At 50.3% G+C, this 21,512-nt stretch carries 18 protein-coding genes and 2 rRNA genes (1 of these 20 cut by a window edge); 19 read left to right on the top strand and 1 reads right to left on the bottom strand.

The window, feature by feature from the left end:
- The 19 genes from BJP58_RS16875 to pssA all read left to right on the top strand — a co-directional run.
- Window positions 1-2,596: ribosomal RNA gene (locus BJP58_RS16875) — 23S ribosomal RNA — on the top strand; it begins 334 nt to the left of the window's first position.
- 147 nt (window positions 2,597-2,743) lie between these two features.
- Window positions 2,744-2,860 (top strand): 5S ribosomal RNA (gene rrf / locus BJP58_RS16870).
- A gap of 295 nt (window positions 2,861-3,155) precedes the next feature.
- The gene (locus BJP58_RS16865) at window positions 3,156-4,193 is read left to right on the top strand and encodes an ABC transporter ATP-binding protein (protein WP_194544721.1); all 1,038 of its coding nucleotides are present in this window, start codon (window positions 3,156-3,158) and stop codon (window positions 4,191-4,193) included.
- A complete protein-coding gene (locus tag BJP58_RS16860; protein ID WP_194544720.1) occupies window positions 4,186-4,944 on the top strand; it encodes an ABC transporter permease in 759 nt (252 codons plus the stop codon). Before BJP58_RS16865 ends, BJP58_RS16860 begins: the two co-directional genes overlap by 8 nt.
- A 46-nt stretch (window positions 4,945-4,990) precedes the next feature.
- Window positions 4,991-5,356: a GntR family transcriptional regulator gene (locus BJP58_RS16855; RefSeq protein WP_076326254.1), complete on the top strand. Its 366-nt coding sequence runs from the start codon at window positions 4,991-4,993 to the stop codon at window positions 5,354-5,356.
- The gene (locus BJP58_RS16850) at window positions 5,353-6,081 is read left to right on the top strand and encodes an ABC transporter ATP-binding protein (protein ID WP_442953959.1); all 729 of its coding nucleotides are present in this window, start codon (window positions 5,353-5,355) and stop codon (window positions 6,079-6,081) included. Before BJP58_RS16855 ends, BJP58_RS16850 begins: the two co-directional genes overlap by 4 nt.
- Window positions 6,078-6,824 (top strand): hypothetical protein, encoded by a 747-nt coding sequence (locus BJP58_RS16845; protein ID WP_194544719.1) that lies wholly within the window; start codon window positions 6,078-6,080, stop codon window positions 6,822-6,824. Before BJP58_RS16850 ends, BJP58_RS16845 begins: the two co-directional genes overlap by 4 nt.
- Window positions 6,825-7,179: 355 nt before the next feature.
- Window positions 7,180-8,283: an amidohydrolase/deacetylase family metallohydrolase gene (locus BJP58_RS16840; protein ID WP_194544961.1), complete on the top strand. Its 1,104-nt coding sequence runs from the start codon at window positions 7,180-7,182 to the stop codon at window positions 8,281-8,283.
- On the top strand, window positions 8,261-9,364 hold the full coding sequence (locus BJP58_RS16835) for a DgaE family pyridoxal phosphate-dependent ammonia lyase (protein WP_194544718.1): 1,104 nt from the start codon (window positions 8,261-8,263) through the stop codon (window positions 9,362-9,364). Before BJP58_RS16840 ends, BJP58_RS16835 begins: the two co-directional genes overlap by 23 nt.
- Before the next feature lies 1 nt (window position 9,365).
- Window positions 9,366-10,121, top strand: coding sequence for a 2-dehydro-3-deoxy-phosphogluconate aldolase (dagF, locus tag BJP58_RS16830; protein WP_194544717.1), 756 nt, complete (start codon window positions 9,366-9,368; stop codon window positions 10,119-10,121).
- A complete protein-coding gene (locus BJP58_RS16825) occupies window positions 10,114-11,130 on the top strand; it encodes a sugar kinase (protein WP_194544716.1) in 1,017 nt (338 codons plus the stop codon). The genes dagF and BJP58_RS16825 overlap by 8 nt, the downstream gene beginning before the upstream one ends.
- Before the next feature lie 7 nt (window positions 11,131-11,137).
- Window positions 11,138-11,854 (top strand): GntR family transcriptional regulator, encoded by a 717-nt coding sequence (locus BJP58_RS16820; RefSeq protein ID WP_194544715.1) that lies wholly within the window; start codon window positions 11,138-11,140, stop codon window positions 11,852-11,854.
- A gap of 359 nt (window positions 11,855-12,213) precedes the next feature.
- Window positions 12,214-12,675, top strand: a complete 462-nt coding sequence (locus tag BJP58_RS16815) for a CtsR family transcriptional regulator (RefSeq protein ID WP_194544714.1) — start codon at window positions 12,214-12,216, stop codon at window positions 12,673-12,675.
- Between the two features lie 24 nt (window positions 12,676-12,699).
- On the top strand, window positions 12,700-13,224 hold the full coding sequence (locus BJP58_RS16810) for a protein-arginine kinase activator protein McsA (RefSeq protein WP_194544713.1): 525 nt from the start codon (window positions 12,700-12,702) through the stop codon (window positions 13,222-13,224).
- Between the two features lie 38 nt (window positions 13,225-13,262).
- Complete coding sequence (locus BJP58_RS16805; RefSeq protein ID WP_194544712.1) at window positions 13,263-14,327, top strand: protein-arginine kinase McsB; 1,065 nt, start codon at window positions 13,263-13,265, stop codon at window positions 14,325-14,327.
- Between the two features lie 110 nt (window positions 14,328-14,437).
- Window positions 14,438-16,894 carry an ATP-dependent protease ATP-binding subunit ClpC gene (gene clpC / locus BJP58_RS16800; RefSeq protein ID WP_194544711.1) on the top strand — a complete coding sequence of 819 codons (2,457 nt, stop codon included), beginning with the start codon at window positions 14,438-14,440 and terminating at the stop codon, window positions 16,892-16,894.
- A gap of 485 nt (window positions 16,895-17,379) precedes the next feature.
- On the top strand, window positions 17,380-18,747 hold the full coding sequence (radA, locus tag BJP58_RS16795) for a DNA repair protein RadA (RefSeq protein WP_098749113.1): 1,368 nt from the start codon (window positions 17,380-17,382) through the stop codon (window positions 18,745-18,747).
- Between the two features lie 13 nt (window positions 18,748-18,760).
- Complete coding sequence (gene disA / locus BJP58_RS16790; protein WP_071221037.1) at window positions 18,761-19,837, top strand: DNA integrity scanning diadenylate cyclase DisA; 1,077 nt, start codon at window positions 18,761-18,763, stop codon at window positions 19,835-19,837.
- A 49-nt stretch (window positions 19,838-19,886) separates the two neighbouring features.
- Window positions 19,887-20,621 (top strand): CDP-diacylglycerol--serine O-phosphatidyltransferase, encoded by a 735-nt coding sequence (gene pssA, locus BJP58_RS16785; protein ID WP_071221036.1) that lies wholly within the window; start codon window positions 19,887-19,889, stop codon window positions 20,619-20,621.
- A gap of 122 nt (window positions 20,622-20,743) precedes the next feature.
- On the opposite strand, the gene BJP58_RS16780 is transcribed toward pssA, so the two are convergent.
- Window positions 20,744-21,139 carry a nucleoside triphosphate pyrophosphohydrolase family protein gene (locus BJP58_RS16780; RefSeq protein WP_071221035.1) on the bottom strand — a complete coding sequence of 132 codons (396 nt, stop codon included), beginning with the start codon at window positions 21,137-21,139 and terminating at the stop codon, window positions 20,744-20,746.
- Between the last annotated feature and the right edge of the window lie 373 nt (window positions 21,140-21,512).

Below are 21,512 nucleotides of genomic sequence, written 5' to 3'. Positions count from 1 at the left end.
ATTAGGTGAAGAGGTCTGGAAAGGCCCGCTATAAGAGGTAAAAGCCCTGTAGCCGAAAGTATATTCCCTCCGAGACGGATCCCGAGTAGTGCGGGGCACGTGAAACCCCGTATGAATCCAGCAGGACCATCTGCTAAGGCTAAATACTCCCTAGCGACCGATAGTGAAACAGTACCGTGAGGGAAAGGTGAAAAGCACCCCGGAAGGGGAGTGAAATAGATCCTGAAACCGTGTGCTTACAAGAAGTCAGAGCCCGATCTATGGGTGATGGCGTGCCTTTTGTAGAATGAACCGGCGAGTTACGTTCCCATGCAAGGTTAAGGCGAGAAGCCGTAGCCGCAGCGAAAGCGAGTCTGAATAGGGCGACATAGTATGTGGGCGTAGACCCGAAACCGTGTGATCTACCCCTGTCCAGGGTGAAGGTGCGGTAACACGCACTGGAGGCCCGAACCCACGTATGTTGAAAAATGCGGGGATGAGGTGGGGGTAGCGGAGAAATTCCAATCGAACTCGGAGATAGCTGGTTCTCCCCGAAATAGCTTTAGGGCTAGCCTCGGAATGAAGAGTCGTGGAGGTAGAGCACTGATTGGGTGCGGGGCCCGCAAGGGTTACCAAGCTCAGTCAAACTCCGAATGCCATAGACTTATATCCGGGAGTCAGACAGTGAGTGCTAAGATCCATTGTCAAAAGGGAAACAGCCCAGACCATCAGCTAAGGTCCCCAAGTGTGTGTTAAGTGGGAAAGGATGTGGAGTTGCACAGACAACCAGGATGTTGGCTTAGAAGCAGCCACCATTTAAAGAGTGCGTAATAGCTCACTGGTCGAGTGACTCTGCGCCGAAAATGTAACGGGGCTAAACACACCACCGAAGCTATGGCTTGATGCGTATGCATCAGGGGTAGGGGAGCGTTGTGTATGCGTTGAAGGTGTACCGTAAGGAGCGCTGGAGAGTACACAAGTGAGAATGCCGGTATGAGTAACGAAAAGATCAGTGAGAATCTGATCCGCCGAAAGCCCAAGGTTTCCTGAGGAAGGCTCGTCCGCTCAGGGTAAGTCGGGACCTAAGGTGAGGCCGAAAGGCGTAATCGAAGGACAACAGGTTGAAATTCCTGTACCACCGTAAACCGTTATGAACGATGGGGTGACGCAGGAGGGTAGTGACGCGGACTGATGGATGTCCGTCCAAGCAGTGAGGCTGATGTGTAGGCAAATCCGCACATCGATAAGGCTGGGCTGTGATGGGGAGTGAAAATTATAGTAGCGAAGGTCATGATCTCACACTGCCAAGAAAAGCCTCTAGTCAGGTGAAGGTGCCCGTACCGCAAACCGACACAGGTAGGCGAGAAGAGAATTCTAAGGCGCGCGGAAGAACTCTCGTTAAGGAACTCGGCAAAATGACCCCGTAACTTCGGGAGAAGGGGTGCCTCGGTAGGGTGAATAGCCCGAGGGGGCCGCAGTGAAAAGGCCCAAGCGACTGTTTAGCAAAAACACAGGTCTGTGCGAAGCCGTAAGGCGAAGTATACGGGCTGACGCCTGCCCGGTGCTGGAAGGTTAAGGGGAGCGGTTAGGGGTTAAACCCGAAGCTGTGAACCGAAGCCCCAGTAAACGGCGGCCGTAACTATAACGGTCCTAAGGTAGCGAAATTCCTTGTCAGGTAAATTCTGACCCGCACGAATGGCGTAACGACTTGGGCGCTGTCTCAACGAGAGATCCGGTGAAATTTTAATACCTGTGAAGATGCAGGTTACCCGCGACAAGACGGAAAGACCCCATGGAGCTTTACTGCAGCTTGATATTGGATTTGGGTACGATCTGTACAGGATAGGTGGGAGCCTAAGAAGCATGAGCGCCAGCTTGTGTGGAGGCGACGTTGGGATACCACCCTGATCGTATCTAGGTTCTAACCTGGTACCGTAATCCGGTACGGGGACAGTGTCAGGCGGGCAGTTTGACTGGGGCGGTCGCCTCCTAAAGAGTAACGGAGGCGCCCCAAGGTTCCCTCAGAATGGTTGGAAATCATTCGAAGAGTGCAAAGGCATAAGGGAGCTTGACTGCGAGACCTACAAGTCGAGCAGGGACGAAAGTCGGGCTTAGTGATCCGGTGGTACCGCATGGAAGGGCCATCGCTCAACGGATAAAAGCTACCCTGGGGATAACAGGCTTATCTCCCCCAAGAGTCCACATCGACGGGGAGGTTTGGCACCTCGATGTCGGCTCATCGCATCCTGGGGCTGAAGTAGGTCCCAAGGGTTGGGCTGTTCGCCCATTAAAGCGGTACGCGAGCTGGGTTCAGAACGTCGTGAGACAGTTCGGTCCCTATCTGTCGTGGGCGTAGGAAATTTGAGAGGAGCTGTCCTTAGTACGAGAGGACCGGGATGGACGTACCGCTGGTGCACCAGTTGTTCCGCCAGGAGCATGGCTGGGTAGCTACGTACGGACGGGATAAGCGCTGAAAGCATCTAAGCGTGAAGCCCCCCTCAAGATGAGATTTCCCAACTAGTAAGACCCCTTGAAGACGACGAGGTAGATAGGTTGGAGGTGGAAGTGCAGCAATGCATGGAGCTGACCAATACTAATCGGTCGAGGGCTTATCCAAAAAACACCCCAAAAAGTGAAGCGAAGCTTTGGAGCAACGCCAAATACTTTCCGGGGACCCCGATACCACATCGGGTAATGCTACGGATTCTAATCAACGCAAATTTCGTTTCGTATCTAGTTTTCAGGTGATTAAGCATCTGAGCCGTTTGGTGGCGATGGCGGAAGGGTTCCACGCGTTCCCATACCGAACACGACCGTTAAGCCTTCCAGCGCCGATGGTACTTGGACCGAAGGGTCCCGGGAGAGTAGGACGTCGCCAAGCGAACAACCATAAAGACCGTTATCGAGTCATCGATAACGGTCTTTTCCTATTGCTCCTAAAGAGTGTGATGTTTCTATACTAGCCCCAAAAGACGATCCTAAAAGATCGTCTTTTTTCGTTTCGCCAAAGATTCATCCTCACGCTTTTTCGCAATCCTCTAAATCACCATAATGAGGCAGCAGTTCCCTGAGCGCACAAGCAAAATTTCCACACTGAAAAATTAGGCTTTACAGAACCAAACCACTAGTGTACTATTTAACTATAACACCGATACAAAAAGGAGTGGAACTAATACATGAGCGGAAACGATTCAAATAAAGGGACAACGAATATAGAGAATTCCTCAGGGGAATGGGTTGATGGAATCAGTGGATCGGCCTCCACCAATAGGAAAGATGCCAAGAAAGGTCCAGTCGTTCTAACGGTCGAACAGGTCACCAAGACGATTGGCAAGAAGAACATCGTCGATGGGCTATCCTTTGACATTCATCGCGGTGAAATCGTTGGTTTGCTTGGACCGAACGGCGCGGGCAAAACAACAACCATTCGGATGATTGTAGGGTTAATCGAGATGTCCCATGGCGATGTACAGGTAAAAGGGCACAGCATCAAAAAGGACTTCGTTCAAGCCGTCCGGCATATCGGGGGCATCATCGAGAATCCGGAATTCTATCCGTACATGAGCGGTTATGACAACCTGAGACAGTACCAGCGGATGTCTGAGGGAGTGACCATCACGAGAATCATGGAGGTTGTTAAGCTTGTTGGGCTCCAGGATGCCATCCACAAGAAGGTGCGCGCTTATTCCCTGGGAATGCGCCAACGGCTTGGAATAGCGCAGGCCTTGCTGCATAATCCATCCATCCTCATTCTTGACGAGCCGACGAACGGCCTGGATCCAGCGGGTATCCGCGAGATGCGGGATTACTTGAAGCAAATCGCCAAAGATGAGGGAATTGCCATTCTCGTATCCAGCCATCTGCTGTCGGAGATGGAACTGATGTGCAGCCGTGTGGTCGTTATCCAAGAGGGGAAATTCGTAACCGAGCGTTCTATCGGGGGGACAGTCGTTAATGAAGAATTTACTACGGTAAGCTTCCGCGTGAATGACGCGACCATGGCTGAACAAACGATTAGACATTTGCAAAACATCACATTGCGGAGCACCCAACTGGAGGAGGGAATCATTACCCTTCAACTTCAGGAAGAAGATATTCCTTCGCTGATCCAGACACTGTGTGATGCACGGGTACGGATTTACCGCGTGGAAGAGATCAAATCGTCACTTGAAGAAGAATTCTTAAAATGGACAGGAGGCAACCGCATTGCGTAGCTTTGGAAATCTCGTCTGGAATGAATGGCTCAAAATGTTCAAGAAACGCAGCTTCTTCCTGCCCTATGCGCTTTTGGCCGGAATGGTGGTCTTCACGGCGTCCTTGCTCTATAAGTTTTCCGGTGGGAGCAGTACCGGTTATGAATTTGCCGAGATAGCTGTTACAACCAAGGGAATGGGGCAAGTGCTGACCCTGCTCGCCATTGTCGTGACGGCAGGAGCCGTAGCGAAGGAACACAGCATGGGAACCATCAAATTGCTGCTTATACGTGCACAGAGCCGCACCAAAATTTTGGCATCGAAATATGTGGCCGTATTGATTTACATCTTAACACTGGTGGCCTTCATGTTTGCTGTAGCCGTGCTGACAGGTCAAATTACGTTTGGCATGGATGTCGGCTCCGTTACGCTTGGCGACGTGCTCATTGGAGCCGTGAACAACCTGGTGTATACGATCGTTTATGTAACGCTAACCTTTATGGTAGGCATTCTAACGAGATCTACCGGTCCTGCAATCGGTATTGGCATGTTCATGGTCATTATGGAAAGTATGGTGGTACAGCTGCTTGCGCGTTACTCCTGGTCTAAATACCTTCTGTTCCTGAACGTGGATCTTTCCATGTACAGCGGAGGCGCAAGCTCTCCGATTCCAGGCATGAGTTTAACATTCTCAATGATGATGCTCGCTGTATATCTCCTCTTGTTTCTTGCGATAGGCTTTGTTACGTTTAAAAAACGGGATGTCGCATAAGGAACACTGAGTTCGAGGTAGAGCGGCGGAAAGGAGCAACCCGACAGTGAGTATAGAATTCGACAATAATCTGCCGATCTATTTACAGATCATGACGTATTTAAAGAAAGAAATCATCATCGGCAAACTGCAGCCCGGTGATAAAATCCCATCGGTTCGAGAATTAGCGAGTGAGCTTCAAATAAATCCAAACACGGTGCAGCGAACTTTTCAGGAATTGGAGCGTGAGGGTATTGTGGAGACGCGGCGGGGATTGGGGCGATACGTGACAAGCGAGGAATCCAAAATTATGGAAATCAAAAAAGAAATGGCAGGCGATCTGCTGGAACGCTTTATTCGCGGCATGCAGGAGCTTGGCTTTAAAGATCAGGATATCATATCGATCGTGGAAGATGCTGTGAAGCAGCCATGATCCATAGCGGAGGTGAAATCACGGTGGAGAATCTGTTACAGGTAAAGAACGTGACCAAAACGTATGCCGGTGGCCGCAGAGCATTACATGATGTTAATCTGGATATCAACGGTGGAAAAATCATTGGTTTGCTGGGCACCAACGGCAGTGGTAAGAGTACGCTTATGAAAATTGCCGCTGGGTTGATTCAGCCCACAACGGGCGGCGCTTACGTCAACGGCAAACCGGTCGGCCTGGAAACGAAAGCCGTCGTTTCCTTTATGCCGGATCGGCCCGTGACGGAATCCTGGATGAAGGTATCGGATGCGGTGGCATATTTTAAAGATTTTTATGAGGACTTTAATGTGGAGAAGGCACGCAACATGCTGGAGTTCATGAATTTAAAGACCCATGACCGCATCAGTTCCTTATCCAAAGGAATGAATGAGCGCCTGCAGTTAACATTGGCCTTGTCCCGTGAAGCCCAGCTGTATATGCTGGATGAGCCGATTGGCGGAGTGGATCCGGTAGCCCGGGGCAAAATTTTGGATGCGATTGTGGAATTCTACAACGAGGACAGCAGCATTATCATTTCAACCCATTTAGTCCGGGATATTGAGCGGATATTTGATGAAGTGATCTTTATTCAGGGCGGCGAAGTCGTCATGCATGACGAAGTTGAGAACATCCGCCTGAGACACGGAAAAAGCGTGGATGAGATGTTTAAAGAGGTGTATGCAGAATGATGAAACTGTTGAAATACGACTGGAAGAGAAACTCGACCACGCTGCTTGGCGCCTTCGCGATTCTACTCATTATACAGATGGCGATCACGGTCACAGGCTCGATAAGAGAATGGAAGCTTGGAATCATGTTCGGTTTAAGCATGTTGGTATATGGCTCCATGAGCGTACTGCCGCTGGTGGTCGCTTGCAGGACATTCGATTTTAATATCCAGGCATATCACCGGCGTCTGCTCCCCGTGCGTTCTGTCTGGAACGTGGTTTCCTCCCTTATATTGGCTTGCGCGAGTTTACTGGCGCTTTGCGTTCTGATGGCTCTGCATTTGTGGTACTATTGGGACTCCGCAAGCATCCCGTGGGAGACTCTCCATTTTTCGGACTTCCCTGTCCTGTATTATATCGGGCTTGCTCTTCATATGGTATGGAAATTCATCTATTTGATGATAACGATATTTTTTGCCATAACCATGGCCAGAAGTATCACAAAGAAAGGCAGTGTATGGATCGGTATTCTGGTGTTTTTTGTACTGCAGTACATTCTTGGCTGGCTCAGCAACCTGCTCTTTGGAGAAGGAGCAGCATGGATCGGGCCGATGACCACCATTTCGTTCGAGAATGAGGTGAACTTTACCGTATCTGGAGGGCAATATACGTTTGCATGGGGGGCGTTTGCTTTCGATGTAATAATGACTGCCTTGATCTTGTATGCAACGGTTTACCTCATCGACCGGAAGGTTGAGGTTTAACCAAAAAAAGATACTTGGAAATCAGGAAAACGAATGAACAAGGTCTAGACTATAGAACGAACAAAGAGACTGCCTATCGAGGGCAGTTTTTTTGCGTATGGAAGGAGATCATAGGGATGAGACAGAACTAGAATCAAACCCTAGCCTTCCTGAGCAAGAATGGAACCCTCCATTAGATCATGTGAAATAGGGATAAATACGTAATTGTGACTCAAACATTATAACGTTATATTCACGTAGCGCTCGTTCTGTGCTATGCTATAACCACGACACTCAACTTACACAATGTAAACCGACGGGATAAGAGGATCCAAGGCTGGTCCGGCAAGGCTGAAGGAGTGAAGCTATGAAAATATTGGAACAGCGTTTTATTATACGCAATGTAAAGACGGTCCATGAGGATGAACCTTTTGACATTGTCATGGAGAATGGATTCATAACCGAAATAACGGATGCAAACACGGCCGAGGGTGCCAACAGTTTTGATGGTACAGGTCTATATGTGTCCAGCGGCTGGATCGATATGCATGTCCATGCGGTCGCTAAGCTGGAGCCTTACGGAGATGCCATCGACGAAATCGGCGTTAAGCAAGGGGTTGCCACCATAATCGACGCAGGGAGCTGCGGCGCGGATACGATTGGAGAACTGGCAGCCGAGGTTGCCAGGTCCAAGACGAATGTGTTTGCTTTTCTGAATATTTCGCATATCGGTCTGCAGCGGGTCGACGAGTTGTCCAGTCTGGAATGGATCGATGCCGAGAAGGCAACAAAGGCGGTAAACACGTATCCGGATCTGATCATTGGACTCAAGGCCAGAATTAGTAAAAGCGTCGTCAAGGACAATGGGGTGGAACCGCTTCGACTCGCAAGAAAATTGTCGGATAAAACGTCACTGCCGCTGATGGTACATATCGGGTCAGGGCCACCTCCGATTGAGGAAGTATTGGAGCTGCTTCAGAAAGACGACATTATTACTCATTATATGAACGGCAAAGCCAACAATTTATTTGATTCGGACGGGAAGCCGATCCCTGCCCTGGTGGAAGCGATAGCTCGCGGCGTCCATCTGGATGTGGGCCATGGAACGGCAAGCTTCTCGTTCTTGGTGGCGGAATATGCCAAGGCCCAAGGGATTAAGCCGGACACGATCAGCACCGATATTTATCGCGGGAATCGCATCCATGGCCCGGTGTACAGCCTGGCTAATGTCATGACGAAGTTCCTGTATTTGGGGTACAGCCTGCAGGAGGTGGTCTCAGCGGTAACGGACCATGCAGCAGGATGGTTGCGCCGTCCGGAGCTTGGCCGAATTCAGGCCGGCGATGCCGCTCACCTGACGCTGTTTGCCCTGCAGCAGGGCGCTATGAGTTTAACGGATTCCGAAGGGGAGACCCGAATCGCTGATCGATATATCGAAGCCAGAGGAGTGGTTGTCAATGGATCATTCATTACATGCTAAATACGGGTTGAAACGAGTGGTTAATGCCAGCGGGCGCATGAGTATTCTTGGCGTATCGGCGCCGACGGATACCGTCATGGAAGCGATGCGGATCGGCGGGCAGAGTTACGTGGAAATCGCGGATCTGGTAGATAAGGCGGGCGACTACATGGCGCGCATCCTTGGTTCCGAGGCTGCGGTCGTTGTCAATTCCGCTTCCAGCGGAATCGCGCTTTCCGTGGCTGGAATCGTCACCGAAGGCAATCGCAGACGCAGTGACCGACTGCACCAGGAGCCAATCGCGAAGAACGAGATTATCATGTTTAAGGGACATAATGTGCAGTATGGTGCACCTGTTGAAACGATGGTTTATCTCGGGGGCGGCAAGGTCGTTGAAGTTGGGTATGCCAACGAAGGGCGCAAGGAGCATATCGCAGAAGCGATTAATGAGCGTACAGCCGCTATTTTGTATGTGAAATCCCATCATTGCGTACAGAAAAATATGATTTCGGTGGAAGAAGTGGCAGAAGTGGCCCAGGCACATGGACTTCCGCTGATTATCGACGCTGCTGCCGAAGAGGATATCCAGAAGTATGTGAAATACGGAGACCTGGCGATATACAGCGGATCCAAGGCAATTGAAGGCCCGACCTCCGGCATTGTCGGCGGCAAACGTCAATACGTCGAGTGGGTAAAAGCGCAGCTGCATGGTATTGGGCGCAGCATGAAGGTTGGCAAGGAAACGACGTTTGGACTGCTTCAGGCGCTGGATGAGTATATGGTGAAGGAAGATAAGAGTGAGCAGGAGAAAGCGGCACTGGAGGAAATGAAAACCTTATCGAAATTGCCGGGCATTGAGGTGACCATTGTTCAGGACGAAGCGGGAAGGGCGATCTATAGGGGGCGCGTGAAAGTCGATGAAAATGCGGCCGGGGTCAGTGCCAAGTCCATGAACGATCAGCTTCGCGAAGGCGATATTGCTGTGTACACCAGGGATTACGGCGTTCGCCAGGGATATTTTGATATTGATCCTCGCTCGCTTTCCGGGGATGATTTGCAGGTCATTATAACGAGAATACAGCAGATTGCAGGGGGAAACTAAGATGGCAAACATGGAGAAACGTCTTTACAGAAATCGCGCGGCACTGAACGTGCTTGCAGGCAGCATTCAGAATGCGAAGGAAATTTTTGAAGCTTCGGAAGGGCATGTGCTGGTCGGCGTATTGTCCAAAAATTATCCGAATGCACAAGAGGCCGTTATTGCGATGAAGGAGTACGGCGCCGTTATCGAAGATGCGGTATCGATCGGATTGGGTGCCGGCGATAACCGCCAAGCTGCGGTGGTAGCCGAGATTGTAAAAAGCTACCCAGGCACGCATATCAATCAGGTGTTCCCGGCGGTCGGTGCTACACGTGCCAATCTGGATGGCAAAGAAAGCTGGATTAACAGCCTTGTTTCTCCTTCGGGTCAAGTGGGCTACGTGAATATCTCAACCGGACCGGTGAGCGCTGCCGGATCGGACAAAGCCATCGTACCTGTAAAAGCAGCCATCGCGCTGGTGCGCGATATGGGCGGTAACGCACTGAAGTACTTCCCGATGCAGGGCTTGAAGCTGGAGGATGAGTACCGCGCGGTAGCGAAGGCGTGTGCGGAGGAAGGATTCGCGCTTGAACCAACAGGCGGGATTGATAAAGAGAATTTTGAAGCCATCGTGCGCATCGCACTCGAAGCGGGAGTGCAGCAGGTCATCCCGCACGTGTACTCCTCGATTATCGACTCGACAAGCGGAGATACAATCATTAGCGATGTTCAAGAGCTGCATCGCAAGCTAAAAGCGCTGGTTGATCAATATGCCTAAGACGATTGCCGCATATGGCGAAGTGATGATGCGTCTTCAAGTACCGGGATATGCTTCCTTGGCTCAAGAGAGCCATCTGAATTATTCCTTTTCCGGCACGGGGGTAAACATCGCCTCGGCTGTGGCAAGGTTCGGTCATAACGGTTACCTGGTCAGCACGCTGCCGGATAACCCGCTTGGCGAAGCGGCGGTTTCCTACCTGCGCAGGCTTGGCATCGATACTTCGCTCATAAGCCGCGGAGGCAAATATGTTGGCATGTACTTTTTGGAGAATGGCTTTGGTGTCAGACCCGGACGCGTGACCTATACGGACCGGCTGGGCAGCAGCTTTAACACGGCAGAGGATGCCATGTACGATTTCGGTGCGATTGCCCAAAAGATAGACATGATCCATTTTTGCGGTATAACTCTTTCCATGAATGACACGGTACGAGGTCAAATGAAGACACTGGCTCGTGAAGTTAAGGCTAACGGGGGAACCGTTGTGTTCGATTGCAATTATCGTCCCTCTTTATGGGGGACAGACCGCTATGAGTTTGCCAAGCCGCACTATGAGGAAATGCTGTCATTGGCGGATATCGTCTTTATGAATGAGAAGGATGCTATCTATATCCTTGGTATGGAGACGACCCGGGAGGATCGGAACGAACAGCTGCAGGAGTTGATTCCGAAGGTGGCAGCGAAGTATAATATTACGGTTGCGTCGGGTACCCACCGCAAGATCAACGGGGATAACACCCATTCCCTGCAAGGCTATCTCTACACGGATGGAGCGTTTCATTTTTCCAAAACGTTGACGTTTTCCGTTCATGATCGTATCGGCGCGGGTGATGCTTACGCCAGCGGGGTGATTCACGGGATCTCGGAGGGTTATGAACCGAATCGGACGGTTGATTTTGCCGCAGCTGCGGCGATGCTTGCCCATACCGTAACAGGGGATACGCCGACGGCGAACGAACGCGAAGTGCTTCAGGCAATGAGTCATCATATGTCTGACGTGGAAAGGTAGGAGAAGCATGTCGATCACGCGGAAGAACGGTCCGCTATACTTGCAAATCAAGAAGATCATAAAAGATCGGATTCTGCATGGGGAATATCCACTCGGCTCCCATATTCCTTCCGAGCCGCAGCTGGAGCAGGAATTTAACGTTAGCAAAATGACGGTCCGCAATGCGATCCAGGAGTTGTATCAGGAAGGATATGTAGAGAAGCGGAGCGGGGTAGGAACGATTGTGACCCGGAATACTTCCTTCTCCAAGCTTTCCAAAGGCAAGCTGTTTACCGAGATTCTGGTCGAAGAAGGACACCAGATTCGGAAGCGTCACCTGAAGACGGAATGGGTGCTTAATGAGCCGGATAGCGAACTGTTCTTAAAATTCGGGGAGCGGTGCCTGCTTATTGAACGATTGTATTTACTGGACGGGAGTCCTTTTATTTACTACACTCACTACGTGTCATCCCAAGTGGATATGGGTGAAGAGTTCGGTTCCACCGAACTACCGTCTCTCTATGACCGCATCGAGGAAAGTCAAATTACGCTGGAGAATTTCCGCGACCGTTTCCTGGCAACCGTGGCAAATGAAGAGACTGCCTCCTTGCTTGAAGTAAGTGTAGGCTCTCCGTTACTGAAGCGGCTCAGAACCTCTTATGACGGGACAGGCAGCATCATTGAATACAGCATCGGTTATTACAATACGGAGCTGCAGCACTACTTGATCAGTTATGACGCTTAAAGCTTGACACGATACAGCATTATGATATGGAGAAGTGGCCTTGTAACCGGTTTTCACCGGTATGGAGGCTGCTTCTTTTTTTGCTGCCCTTTGTACGAATTGTTCTTGAAGAAGAGGCTATAAGCGATCAAAGAACTGGGTACAATAAGAATTAGGCAAAGCGCGATAAATTGAGAAGTACCTCTTGGCAAAATGAAAAAATGTGCTATAATGAGATCAAAGTCAAAGAAAGTCAAAGTCAACGAGAGGGTTCGCTGGTTTTGATTAAGGTTAAAATTAACGTATAAGCAAGGCTCTGTGCGGACGTGTAAGATCACTATCCGTCTTAACGTTTCAAACAGTGGAGGATGAACAGACCAATGCGTAATATCTCTGATATTATCGAACAATACCTGAAGAGCATACTGCAGGAAAGTCCGGAGGGTACCGTTGAAATTCAACGCAACGATCTGGCGGAGCAATTTTCTTGCGTTCCTTCCCAGATTAACTACGTGATCAGTACACGGTTTACGCTGGAGAAGGGCTTTCTTGTCGAGAGCAAGCGCGGCGGGGGCGGGTACATACGCATCCAACGTATCGAGCTTCCCCAGCATACTGCACTCCAGCAGCATCTTCATCATACCATTGGCAGCATGATTGACCAGACGGTGGCTGAAGGATTGATTTACCAGCTGGAGGAGTCCCGTTTTTTAACGAAGCGGGAGGCCAGCGTGATGCGGGCCGCCATTTCACGGGAGTGCCTGAATGTGAAGCTTCCTTATCGGGATGAGCTGCGTGCAAGGATTATGAAGGCGATGCTTATTTCTTTATTAGGTAAGTGAGTCTGTGTAAGGGGGCATCGGATTATGATATGCCAAGAATGCGGTAAACGGCCGGCGACACTTCATTTCACCAAAATTGTGAACGGGGAGAAAACGGAGTTTCATTTTTGTGAAACCTGTGCCCGCGAAAAAGGGGAATTGATCCCCGGCACGTCGAATGGTTTTTCTATACACAGTTTGCTGTCAGGTCTTCTGGATCTGGATCCTTCAGGCAAGGGCCAGAGCCCCGGCGCAAAAATGGCCCAGACGCTGCAGTGCGAAGAATGCGGTATGACGTATTCCCAGTTCAGCAAGCTTGGCCGGTTCGGCTGCAGCTCGTGTTATAAATACTTTTCGGATCGATTGGATCCATTGTTTAAGCGAGTCCATGGAGGAACATCCCATGTCGGCAAAGTGCCAAAGCGTACAGGTGGCCGGATTCAGATCAAACGCCAAATTGATGAGCTTAAGAAGGAGCTTCAAATTCGGATCGTGCAGGAGGAGTTTGAAACGGCTGCCGAGATCCGGGACCAAATCCGTGAGCTGGAGCGAAATATGGCTCAGGGATAAGATTGTAAGATTTTGCACTTTAGTAGGAGGAATGCGTGATGTCTAATCTCCGGTTTACCGATTCGGCGCTGAGCGAGTGGATGCGCGGAAACGGTCAGGATTCCGACATTGTCATCAGCACCCGTGTCAGGGTGGCGCGCAATCTGCAGCATCTTCCTTTCCCGCTGCTGGCAACGGATCAGCAGTCAGGAGAAGTGCTAGAGCGCCTGACGAATGTGTTGAAGAATAAGGACGATTTGCAGGATTTCGGGGATTTACATGTAATTAAATTAAGTGAGATTGATGAGCTGGATAAGAAGGTTCTTGTTGAGAAGCATCTGATCAGTCCCAATCTGGCGAATGAATCCCGAAACGGTGCAGTCATCCTTACGGAAGATGAATCCGTCAGCATTATGATCAATGAAGAGGATCACCTGCGCATACAGTGCTTATATCCCGGATTTCAGGTTCGTGAGGCATGGGCACGTGCGACGGCGCTGGATGATGTTTTTGAATCCGAGATCGATTATGCATTTGATGACAAGCGAGGTTATCTTACCAGCTGTCCGACCAATGTCGGAACCGGCCTTCGCGCATCGGTCATGATGCATCTGCCCGCTCTTGTTATGACACAGCAGATTAACCGGATTCTCTCGGCTGTATCGCAGGTAGGTTTGACTGTAAGAGGGATTTACGGCGAAGGCAGCGAAGCATTAGGCAACCTGTTTCAAATCTCGAATCAGATTACGCTCGGTCAAACCGAGACGGAGATCATTGAGAATCTGCACAGCGTTGCCCTGCAAATCATCGAGCATGAGAAGAATGCCAGAGCCCGGCTCTTGGGTGAATCCAAGCTCCGGATTACGGATCGGGTTATGCGCTCCTATGGCATACTGTCCTATGCGGCGGTGATGGATTCCAAGGAAGCGGCCCAGCGTTTGTCCGATGTTCGGCTTGGCGTGGATCTCGGCCTCTTGGACGGTCCGGAAATCCCGGTCATGAATGAACTGAATGTGAAGACGCAGCCGGGCTTTCTGCAGAAGACCTATGGAGAGGGCATGACTCCTTCCGAACGCGACATGTACAGGGCTAAGCTTATCAGAGAAACATTGGGTAACCATTAAGGATTTATACTCGTTTTACTGTTGGATGACGGTTTAAGCGTCCTATTGCTGACGATACACCGAAATCCGCGAGGTTCAATATATTAATTGAAACGTGGAGGTGCAATACTATGATGTTTGGCAGATTTACGGAACGTGCACAAAAGGTGCTTGCATTGGCTCAGGAAGAAGCAGTACGACTGGGGCACAACAATATCGGCACAGAACATATCCTGCTAGGACTTATTCGTGAAGGAGACGGCATTGCAGCCAAAGCGCTGATCGGACTTGGACTTGGTCTTGAGAAAATTCAGGATGAAGTCGAAACATTAATCGGACGCGGTCAGGAGCAGCCTACCAACATTGCCTATACGCCAAGAGCGAAAAAGGTAATTGAGCTCTCCATGGACGAAGCTCGTAAGCTTGGTCATACCTACGTAGGTACGGAGCATATTCTGTTGGGGCTGATTCGTGAAGGTGAAGGGGTTGCCGCACGCGTGCTGAACAACCTGGGCATTAGCCTGAACAAAGCCCGCCAGCAAGTGCTGCAGCTGCTCGGCAGCAGCGAAGCGGTATCGAGCCATCATGGCACGCCGCAAAACGTAAGCACGCCTACACTTGACAGCCTCGCTCGCGATCTGACCGCCATTGCCAAAGAAGGCAACCTGGATCCGGTCATTGGACGCAGCAAAGAAATCGAGCGCGTGATTCAGGTGTTAAGCCGCCGTACGAAGAACAACCCGGTGTTGATTGGTGAACCAGGGGTAGGTAAGACGGCGATTGCGGAAGGTCTGGCACAACGCATCATTAATAATGAAATTCCGGAGACACTGCGTGACAAACGCGTCATGACGCTGGATATGGGCTCGGTTGTTGCCGGTACGAAATACCGCGGCGAGTTTGAGGATCGCCTGAAAAAAATCATGGATGAGATTCGTCAAGCGGGCAACATCGTTCTGTTCATCGATGAGCTGCATACCTTGATCGGTGCAGGCGGTGCAGAAGGTGCGATTGACGCTTCCAACATTCTTAAGCCATCATTGGCACGCGGAGAACTTCAGTGCATCGGAGCAACCACACTGGATGAATACCGCAAATATATTGAAAAAGATGCTGCCCTCGAGCGTCGTTTCCAACCGATCACGGTGGACCAACCGTCGCCTGAGGAAGCCATTCAGATTCTGTATGGACTGCGTGACCGTTATGAAGCGCATCACCGCGTGAAAATTACGGATGAAGCGATCGAGCAGGCTGTGAAATTGTCAGACCGCTACATTACGGACCGCTTCCTGCCGGATAAAGCGATTGATCTGATTGACGAGGCTGGTTCAAAAGTTCGCCTTCATACGTATACCATACCGCCTAATCTGAAAGATCAGGAAGCGCATCTGGAGGACATCCGCAAAGAGAAAGACGCAGCTGTCCAAAGCCAGGAATTCGAGAAGGCTGCAGCGCTGCGCGATACGGAGCAGAAGCTCCGCGAAGAACTAGAAATCACGAAGAATCAATGGAAAGAAAAACAAGGACGTACCGATTCCGAGGTAACGCCGGAGGATATCGCCGACGTTGTCGCCAACTGGACGGGTATTCCTGTAAATAAACTGAAAGAAGAAGAGACCGAGCGTCTTCTGAATCTGGAAGAAATCCTCCACAGCCGCGTGATCGGTCAAGAGGAAGCGGTCAAAGCGGTCAGCCGTGCGGTTCGTCGTGCACGCGCAGGCTTGAAAGATCCGAAGCGTCCAATGGGCTCCTTCATCTTCCTGGGTCCTACAGGGGTAGGTAAAACTGAGCTGGCACGTGCCCTTGCTGAAGCGATGTTCGGAGATGAGAATGCGGTTGTGCGGATCGATATGTCCGAGTACATGGAGAAGCATTCCACGTCACGTCTCGTCGGAGCGCCTCCGGGATATGTAGGTTACGAGGAAGGCGGTCAGCTGACCGAGAAAGTACGCCGCAAACCGTATTCCGTTGTCCTGCTCGACGAAATCGAAAAGGCGCATCCTGAGGTATTCAACATCCTGCTTCAAGTGTTGGAAGATGGACGCTTGACCGATTCCAAGGGCCGCGTGGTGGACTTCCGGAACACCCTGATCATCCTGACCTCCAACGTGGGAGCGGAAGCGATCAAGAAAAATTCTACGCTTGGATTTACTGCGGTGACGGATGCAGGTCGCGATTATAACAACATGAAAGGCAAAGTGATGGATGAGCTCAAGAAGAGCTTCCGTCCGGAGTTCTTGAACCGGATTGACGAGATTATCGTATTCCACTCTCTGGAAGAGAAACACATTGCCGAAATCGTGACATTAATGTCCGACGAGCTGCGCAAGCGTCTGAAGGAATTCGAGGTGCATTTCGAGCTCACAGACAAAGCGAAGGCCTTCATTGCGAAGGAAGGATACGATCCGGCCTTCGGTGCCCGCCCGCTGCGCCGGGCTATCCAGAAGCACATCGAGGATCGTCTCTCCGAGGAGCTGTTGAAAGGTACGGTGGCCAAGGGTGATTCGCTTGTCATCGATGAAGCAAACGGCGAGCTGGTTGTGAACAAGAGTGAAAGTGTAACGGCCGCATCGGCCGAAACGGAATAAGATGTACACCCCCCGCTGGAGTTAAATCCAGCGGGGTTTTGTTTTGTTGGTGTGAAGTCAGATTCCGGTACTGCATGATGGGGATATCTTTTGAAGGGTACTCGGTATGAGCTGCTTGTGATTAGTTTGAAATTCCTACAGTTCAACCGAGCGGAGAGGACGGAATCGTTCTGAAGAAGCGATAGCGGTCGCCTTTAAAACCGGGAAACCACTTTTGATATCAATTCCAGTTTCCTGGGTTTAACAGCGATCGTAAGAACGATCCGGCAGCGAAGCGGACACGGTTTTTAGTTTATATTCTCCAGCAATTAAAGCCTTGTATCCCACTCGCCCCTTCAAATTTGAAACAAATCCTTCTCATCCCGCGTAAAGTTTCCAATTAACCTTTACGTTGAATTATAAGAAATGGTAAACTTTGATTAATGCCTGATTTTGCAGGGTTTTACGGAATCCGACAAATGATGTGCGACATAAAGGAGACTCACATGGCAAAAACTAAAACGAAATTTTTCTGTACCGAGTGCGGCTATGAAGCGCCCAAATGGTTCGGAAAATGTCCGGGCTGCCAATCATGGAATTCCATGGTAGAGGAGACCGAGACGGTAATCAAGACGCAGGGGATGAATTCCCCTCTTTTTCATAGTAAAGAAAAACCCCTTTCGATCATAAATATAGAAAGCGGTAAAGAACCCAGAATCCAGACGGGCATTGCGGAATTGAACCGTGTGCTCGGCGGCGGGCTTGTCCCAGGTTCACTTGTGTTAGTCGGCGGTGATCCCGGCATCGGCAAATCCACGCTGCTGCTGCAAGCCTCCAATCGATTGGCTCAGAACGGTATACGCGTTCTGTACATTTCGGGTGAGGAATCCGTACGCCAGACCAAGCTGCGTGCAGATCGGCTCGGGGCGCTGTCCCCGGAGCTGTTTGTCCTATGTGAAACCAATCTCGAGTCGATTGAGGAAGCCATTGAGAACGTAAAGCCTGGCTTTGTTGTCATTGACTCCATTCAGACGGTGTATTTGCCGGAGGTAACCAGTGCGCCGGGCAGCGTTTCCCAGGTACGGGAGTGTACGGCACGCTTCATGCGATTGGCGAAGGTGAAGGGCATAGCGACCGTCCTGGTCGGTCATGTGACCAAGGAAGGCGCTATTGCAGGCCCAAGGATGCTGGAGCACATGGTGGACTGTGTGCTTTATTTTGAAGGAGAGCGTCACCATACTTACCGTTTGCTTCGTGCGGTAAAGAACCGTTTCGGTTCGACGAATGAGATTGGCATTTTTGAGATGGGTGAGGATGGACTTCGGGAGGTCGGGAATCCATCCGAACTGTTTTTATCTGAACGGCCTTTAGGTGTAGCGGGTTCAACCGTTGTTGCAAGCATGGAGGGAACTCGCCCGGTTCTGGTCGAACTGCAGGCGCTCATCTCCACAACCCACTTCCCGTCACCGCGCCGAATGGGCACAGGGGTGGACCACCACCGCATGAATCTAATCATTGCCGTGCTGGAGAAACGGATGGGCATGTACCTGCAAACCCAAGACGCCTATCTGAACGTAGCGGGCGGCGTGAAGCTCGATGAACCTGCGGTGGATCTGGCCATAGCGGTCAGCATAGCGTCCAGCTTCCGCGATATTCCGACCAAGCCGTATGACGTTATTTTTGGCGAGGTGGGTTTGACCGGTGAGGTTCGGGCCGTTTCAAGAGCGGAGCAGAGGGTAAGAGAAGCCGAGAAGCTGGGTTTTAAGCGCGTACTCATGCCGGAGAAGAGTTTGAAGGGATGGAAGCATCCGAAAGGAATACAAATTATAGGAGTAAACACCGTTGCAGATGCATTAGCGGTTGCGTTAGATTAGGGGGCATACGAAGGTGAAAGAAACGAGCCAACTGGACAAAATGAATGATTTGCTAAAGCTGGTAGCACCGGGAACGCCGTTTCGCGACGGACTGGAGAACGTGCTGCGGGCGAAGACGGGCGCCCTGATCGTTGTAGGCTACAGCCCGGAGGTAATGGAAGTTGTCGACGGCGGCTTCTCCATTAACTGCGATTTTTCGCCAAACTATTTATACGAGCTAGCCAAGATGGACGGCGCCATCATCCTTAGTGAAGACTTGAAACGAATCTTATATGCGAATACCCAGCTGATTCCGGATTCCTCGATCTCTTCCATCGAGACAGGGATACGGCACAGAACAGCGGAGCGGGTAGCGAAACAGACAGGTAAGCTGGTTGTGTCCATCTCGCAGCGCCGAAACATCATTACGCTGTATCAAGGATCGCTGCGGTATGCATTGAAGGAAATCGGCGTTATCCTAACCAAGGCCAATCAGGCTATACAGACCTTGGAGCGATACCGCGTGGTGCTTAATCAATCACTCACCAACCTCTCGGCGTCTGAATTTGAAGAACTGGTTACCATTCCGGAAGTCGTGAATGTGATACAGCGCGTCGAGATGGTGCTCCGCATCAAGAAGGAGATCAAGCGTTATATCAACGAGCTCGGTAACGAAGGCCGCTTGATCAGCATGCAGATGGATGAGCTTGTGAGCAATATGGAGGAAGAGGCTTGGCTGCTGTATGCGGACTATGCCCGGGAGTACAGCGAGGAGAAGATCCGCGAGATCATTCTCGCGCTGAAGCGTTCAACGGATGAGGAGCTGCTGGACATTCATCATATTGTAAGACTTCTTGGTTATCCGGCTTCCGCCGCTGCATCGGAGGAAGAAATACTGCCGCGTGGTTACCGAATTTTGAACAAAATCCCGCGCCTGCCGAATGTGATCGTTCGTAATCTGGTAGATCAGTTCCATGATTTATCCAGCATTATGACCGCTTCCATCCATGAACTTGATGAAGTGGACGGGATTGGCGAAGTTCGCGCACGCACCATTAAAGAAGGTCTGAAACGATTGCAAGAACAAGTATTCATTGACAGACAAATCTAAAAGACCTACAATCGATGTTCGTACGTAACATTAATGAGGTGAATAAAAAATGACGAAATCAATTCCGAACATGTTTACTTTAGGTAATCTGTTTCTCGGAATGATTGGTATCATCTTGGCGACGGAAGGTCGAACGAGTATGGCGGCTATTATGATTATCATTGCCATGCTCCTTGACGGACTGGACGGTCGGGTAGCTCGGGCGTTAAATGCCCAAAGCGAGCTCGGTAAGGAACTTGACTCATTATCCGATGTAATTTCATTTGGCGTAGCACCGGCACTCATTATGTATACCGTAGCGTTTACGGATATTAATACAGCACTGGCTTGGACAGTGACCGCCATATTTCCGATGTGCGGCGCACTGCGTCTTGCAAGATTTAATGTTCGTCCGGGCATACCGGGATATTTTATCGGCCTGCCGATCCCCGCTGCGGGAGGCGTGCTGGCAACCTTGGCGTTATTCCATGAAGAGATTACAGCAACTTATATGATTATTGCCGTACTTCTGCTTTCTTATCTCATGGTTAGCGCAGTCAAGTACCCGAACTTCAAGAAGATTGGCATTCCGAAAACAGCGATTAAATTTACGCCCCTCGTCATCATTGGCGCAGTTATGGTTGCCGTGTTCTTACCAGAGCAGACCTCCAAGCTGATATTCTTGCCATTGGTCCTGTACGCAGGTTATGGCTTGCAGCAGAATTTCCGCAGGCTGAACCGCAAAAAACGTCGCAAAAAGGATGATCCCAATTCAGATGAGGCCTATCAATCCTCTGACCGATAAGCCGGATTCGGACATAGCTCCAAATAAAAAGCATTTATTTCCCTGCTAGCGCAGCGAGATAAATGCTTTTTTTGTATGCATGGAGTGCCTTGCCGTTACGAACCGTCATCATGTTGACGGTCTTACGACAGGTTAAAAATACCCAATGTGGAGCATTTCTGCGACTCCTTGACAACAACCTCATCCAGTTGAATGTCCAGAAGATTCGCAAGGGCAGACATATAAAATAGGTTGCGGCCAAGCTCGGTGCTAACCGCTTCACGGCAATTCTCGCACAGATGGCCTTCGACGTGCGTGCCGGCTAATTCCCGGGCTGATTCGAGATCAGCGCCGATATCGAAGGTTTGCTTCGTAGCGTGGAGCTCGATGCATCCGCATTCTGTGATGGCCTTGGTTACGGCCCGGTTGACTGAAGCATTGCTTTGACCATTTTTAGACAGAACATCCAAGAGACTGCGGTGACGGAGCAACAATTCGGAAACTTGGTCCTGAAAAGCCTGTAAACTAGGAGCGCTCATTTATACATCCACCTCGATATTATGAATTGAGTTCATTATATTCCACTAGTTCAGGCGATTTCAACCAATTTCAGGTGTCTGCAGGCGGTCAATTCCATTTGTGAGGTTGATGTCAGTACACGTCAAAGCCTGATGGGGGTAGGCGAAACCGGTAGAATATGGGGATATGGAAATATTATAAAAAAAACGTCAATCGATGCGCTTCAACAGAAGAGACACCGCGTTTTTGGGGATGTTTATCCTGCGATGATCCAATTTATTGGGTTCCAGCGAAAAACGTTACATTCGATAATCTTAAAAAAAGATGGGCCGGCACGATTACGACTTTATAAATTGGACCATACTGGAAAATAGAAGCAAAGATATTCAGGTA

The organism is Paenibacillus sp. JZ16 (assembly GCF_015326965.1).
Classification (GTDB): domain Bacteria; phylum Bacillota; class Bacilli; order Paenibacillales; family Paenibacillaceae; genus Paenibacillus_AQ.
This window is presented reverse-complemented; position numbering and strand designations above follow the sequence as displayed.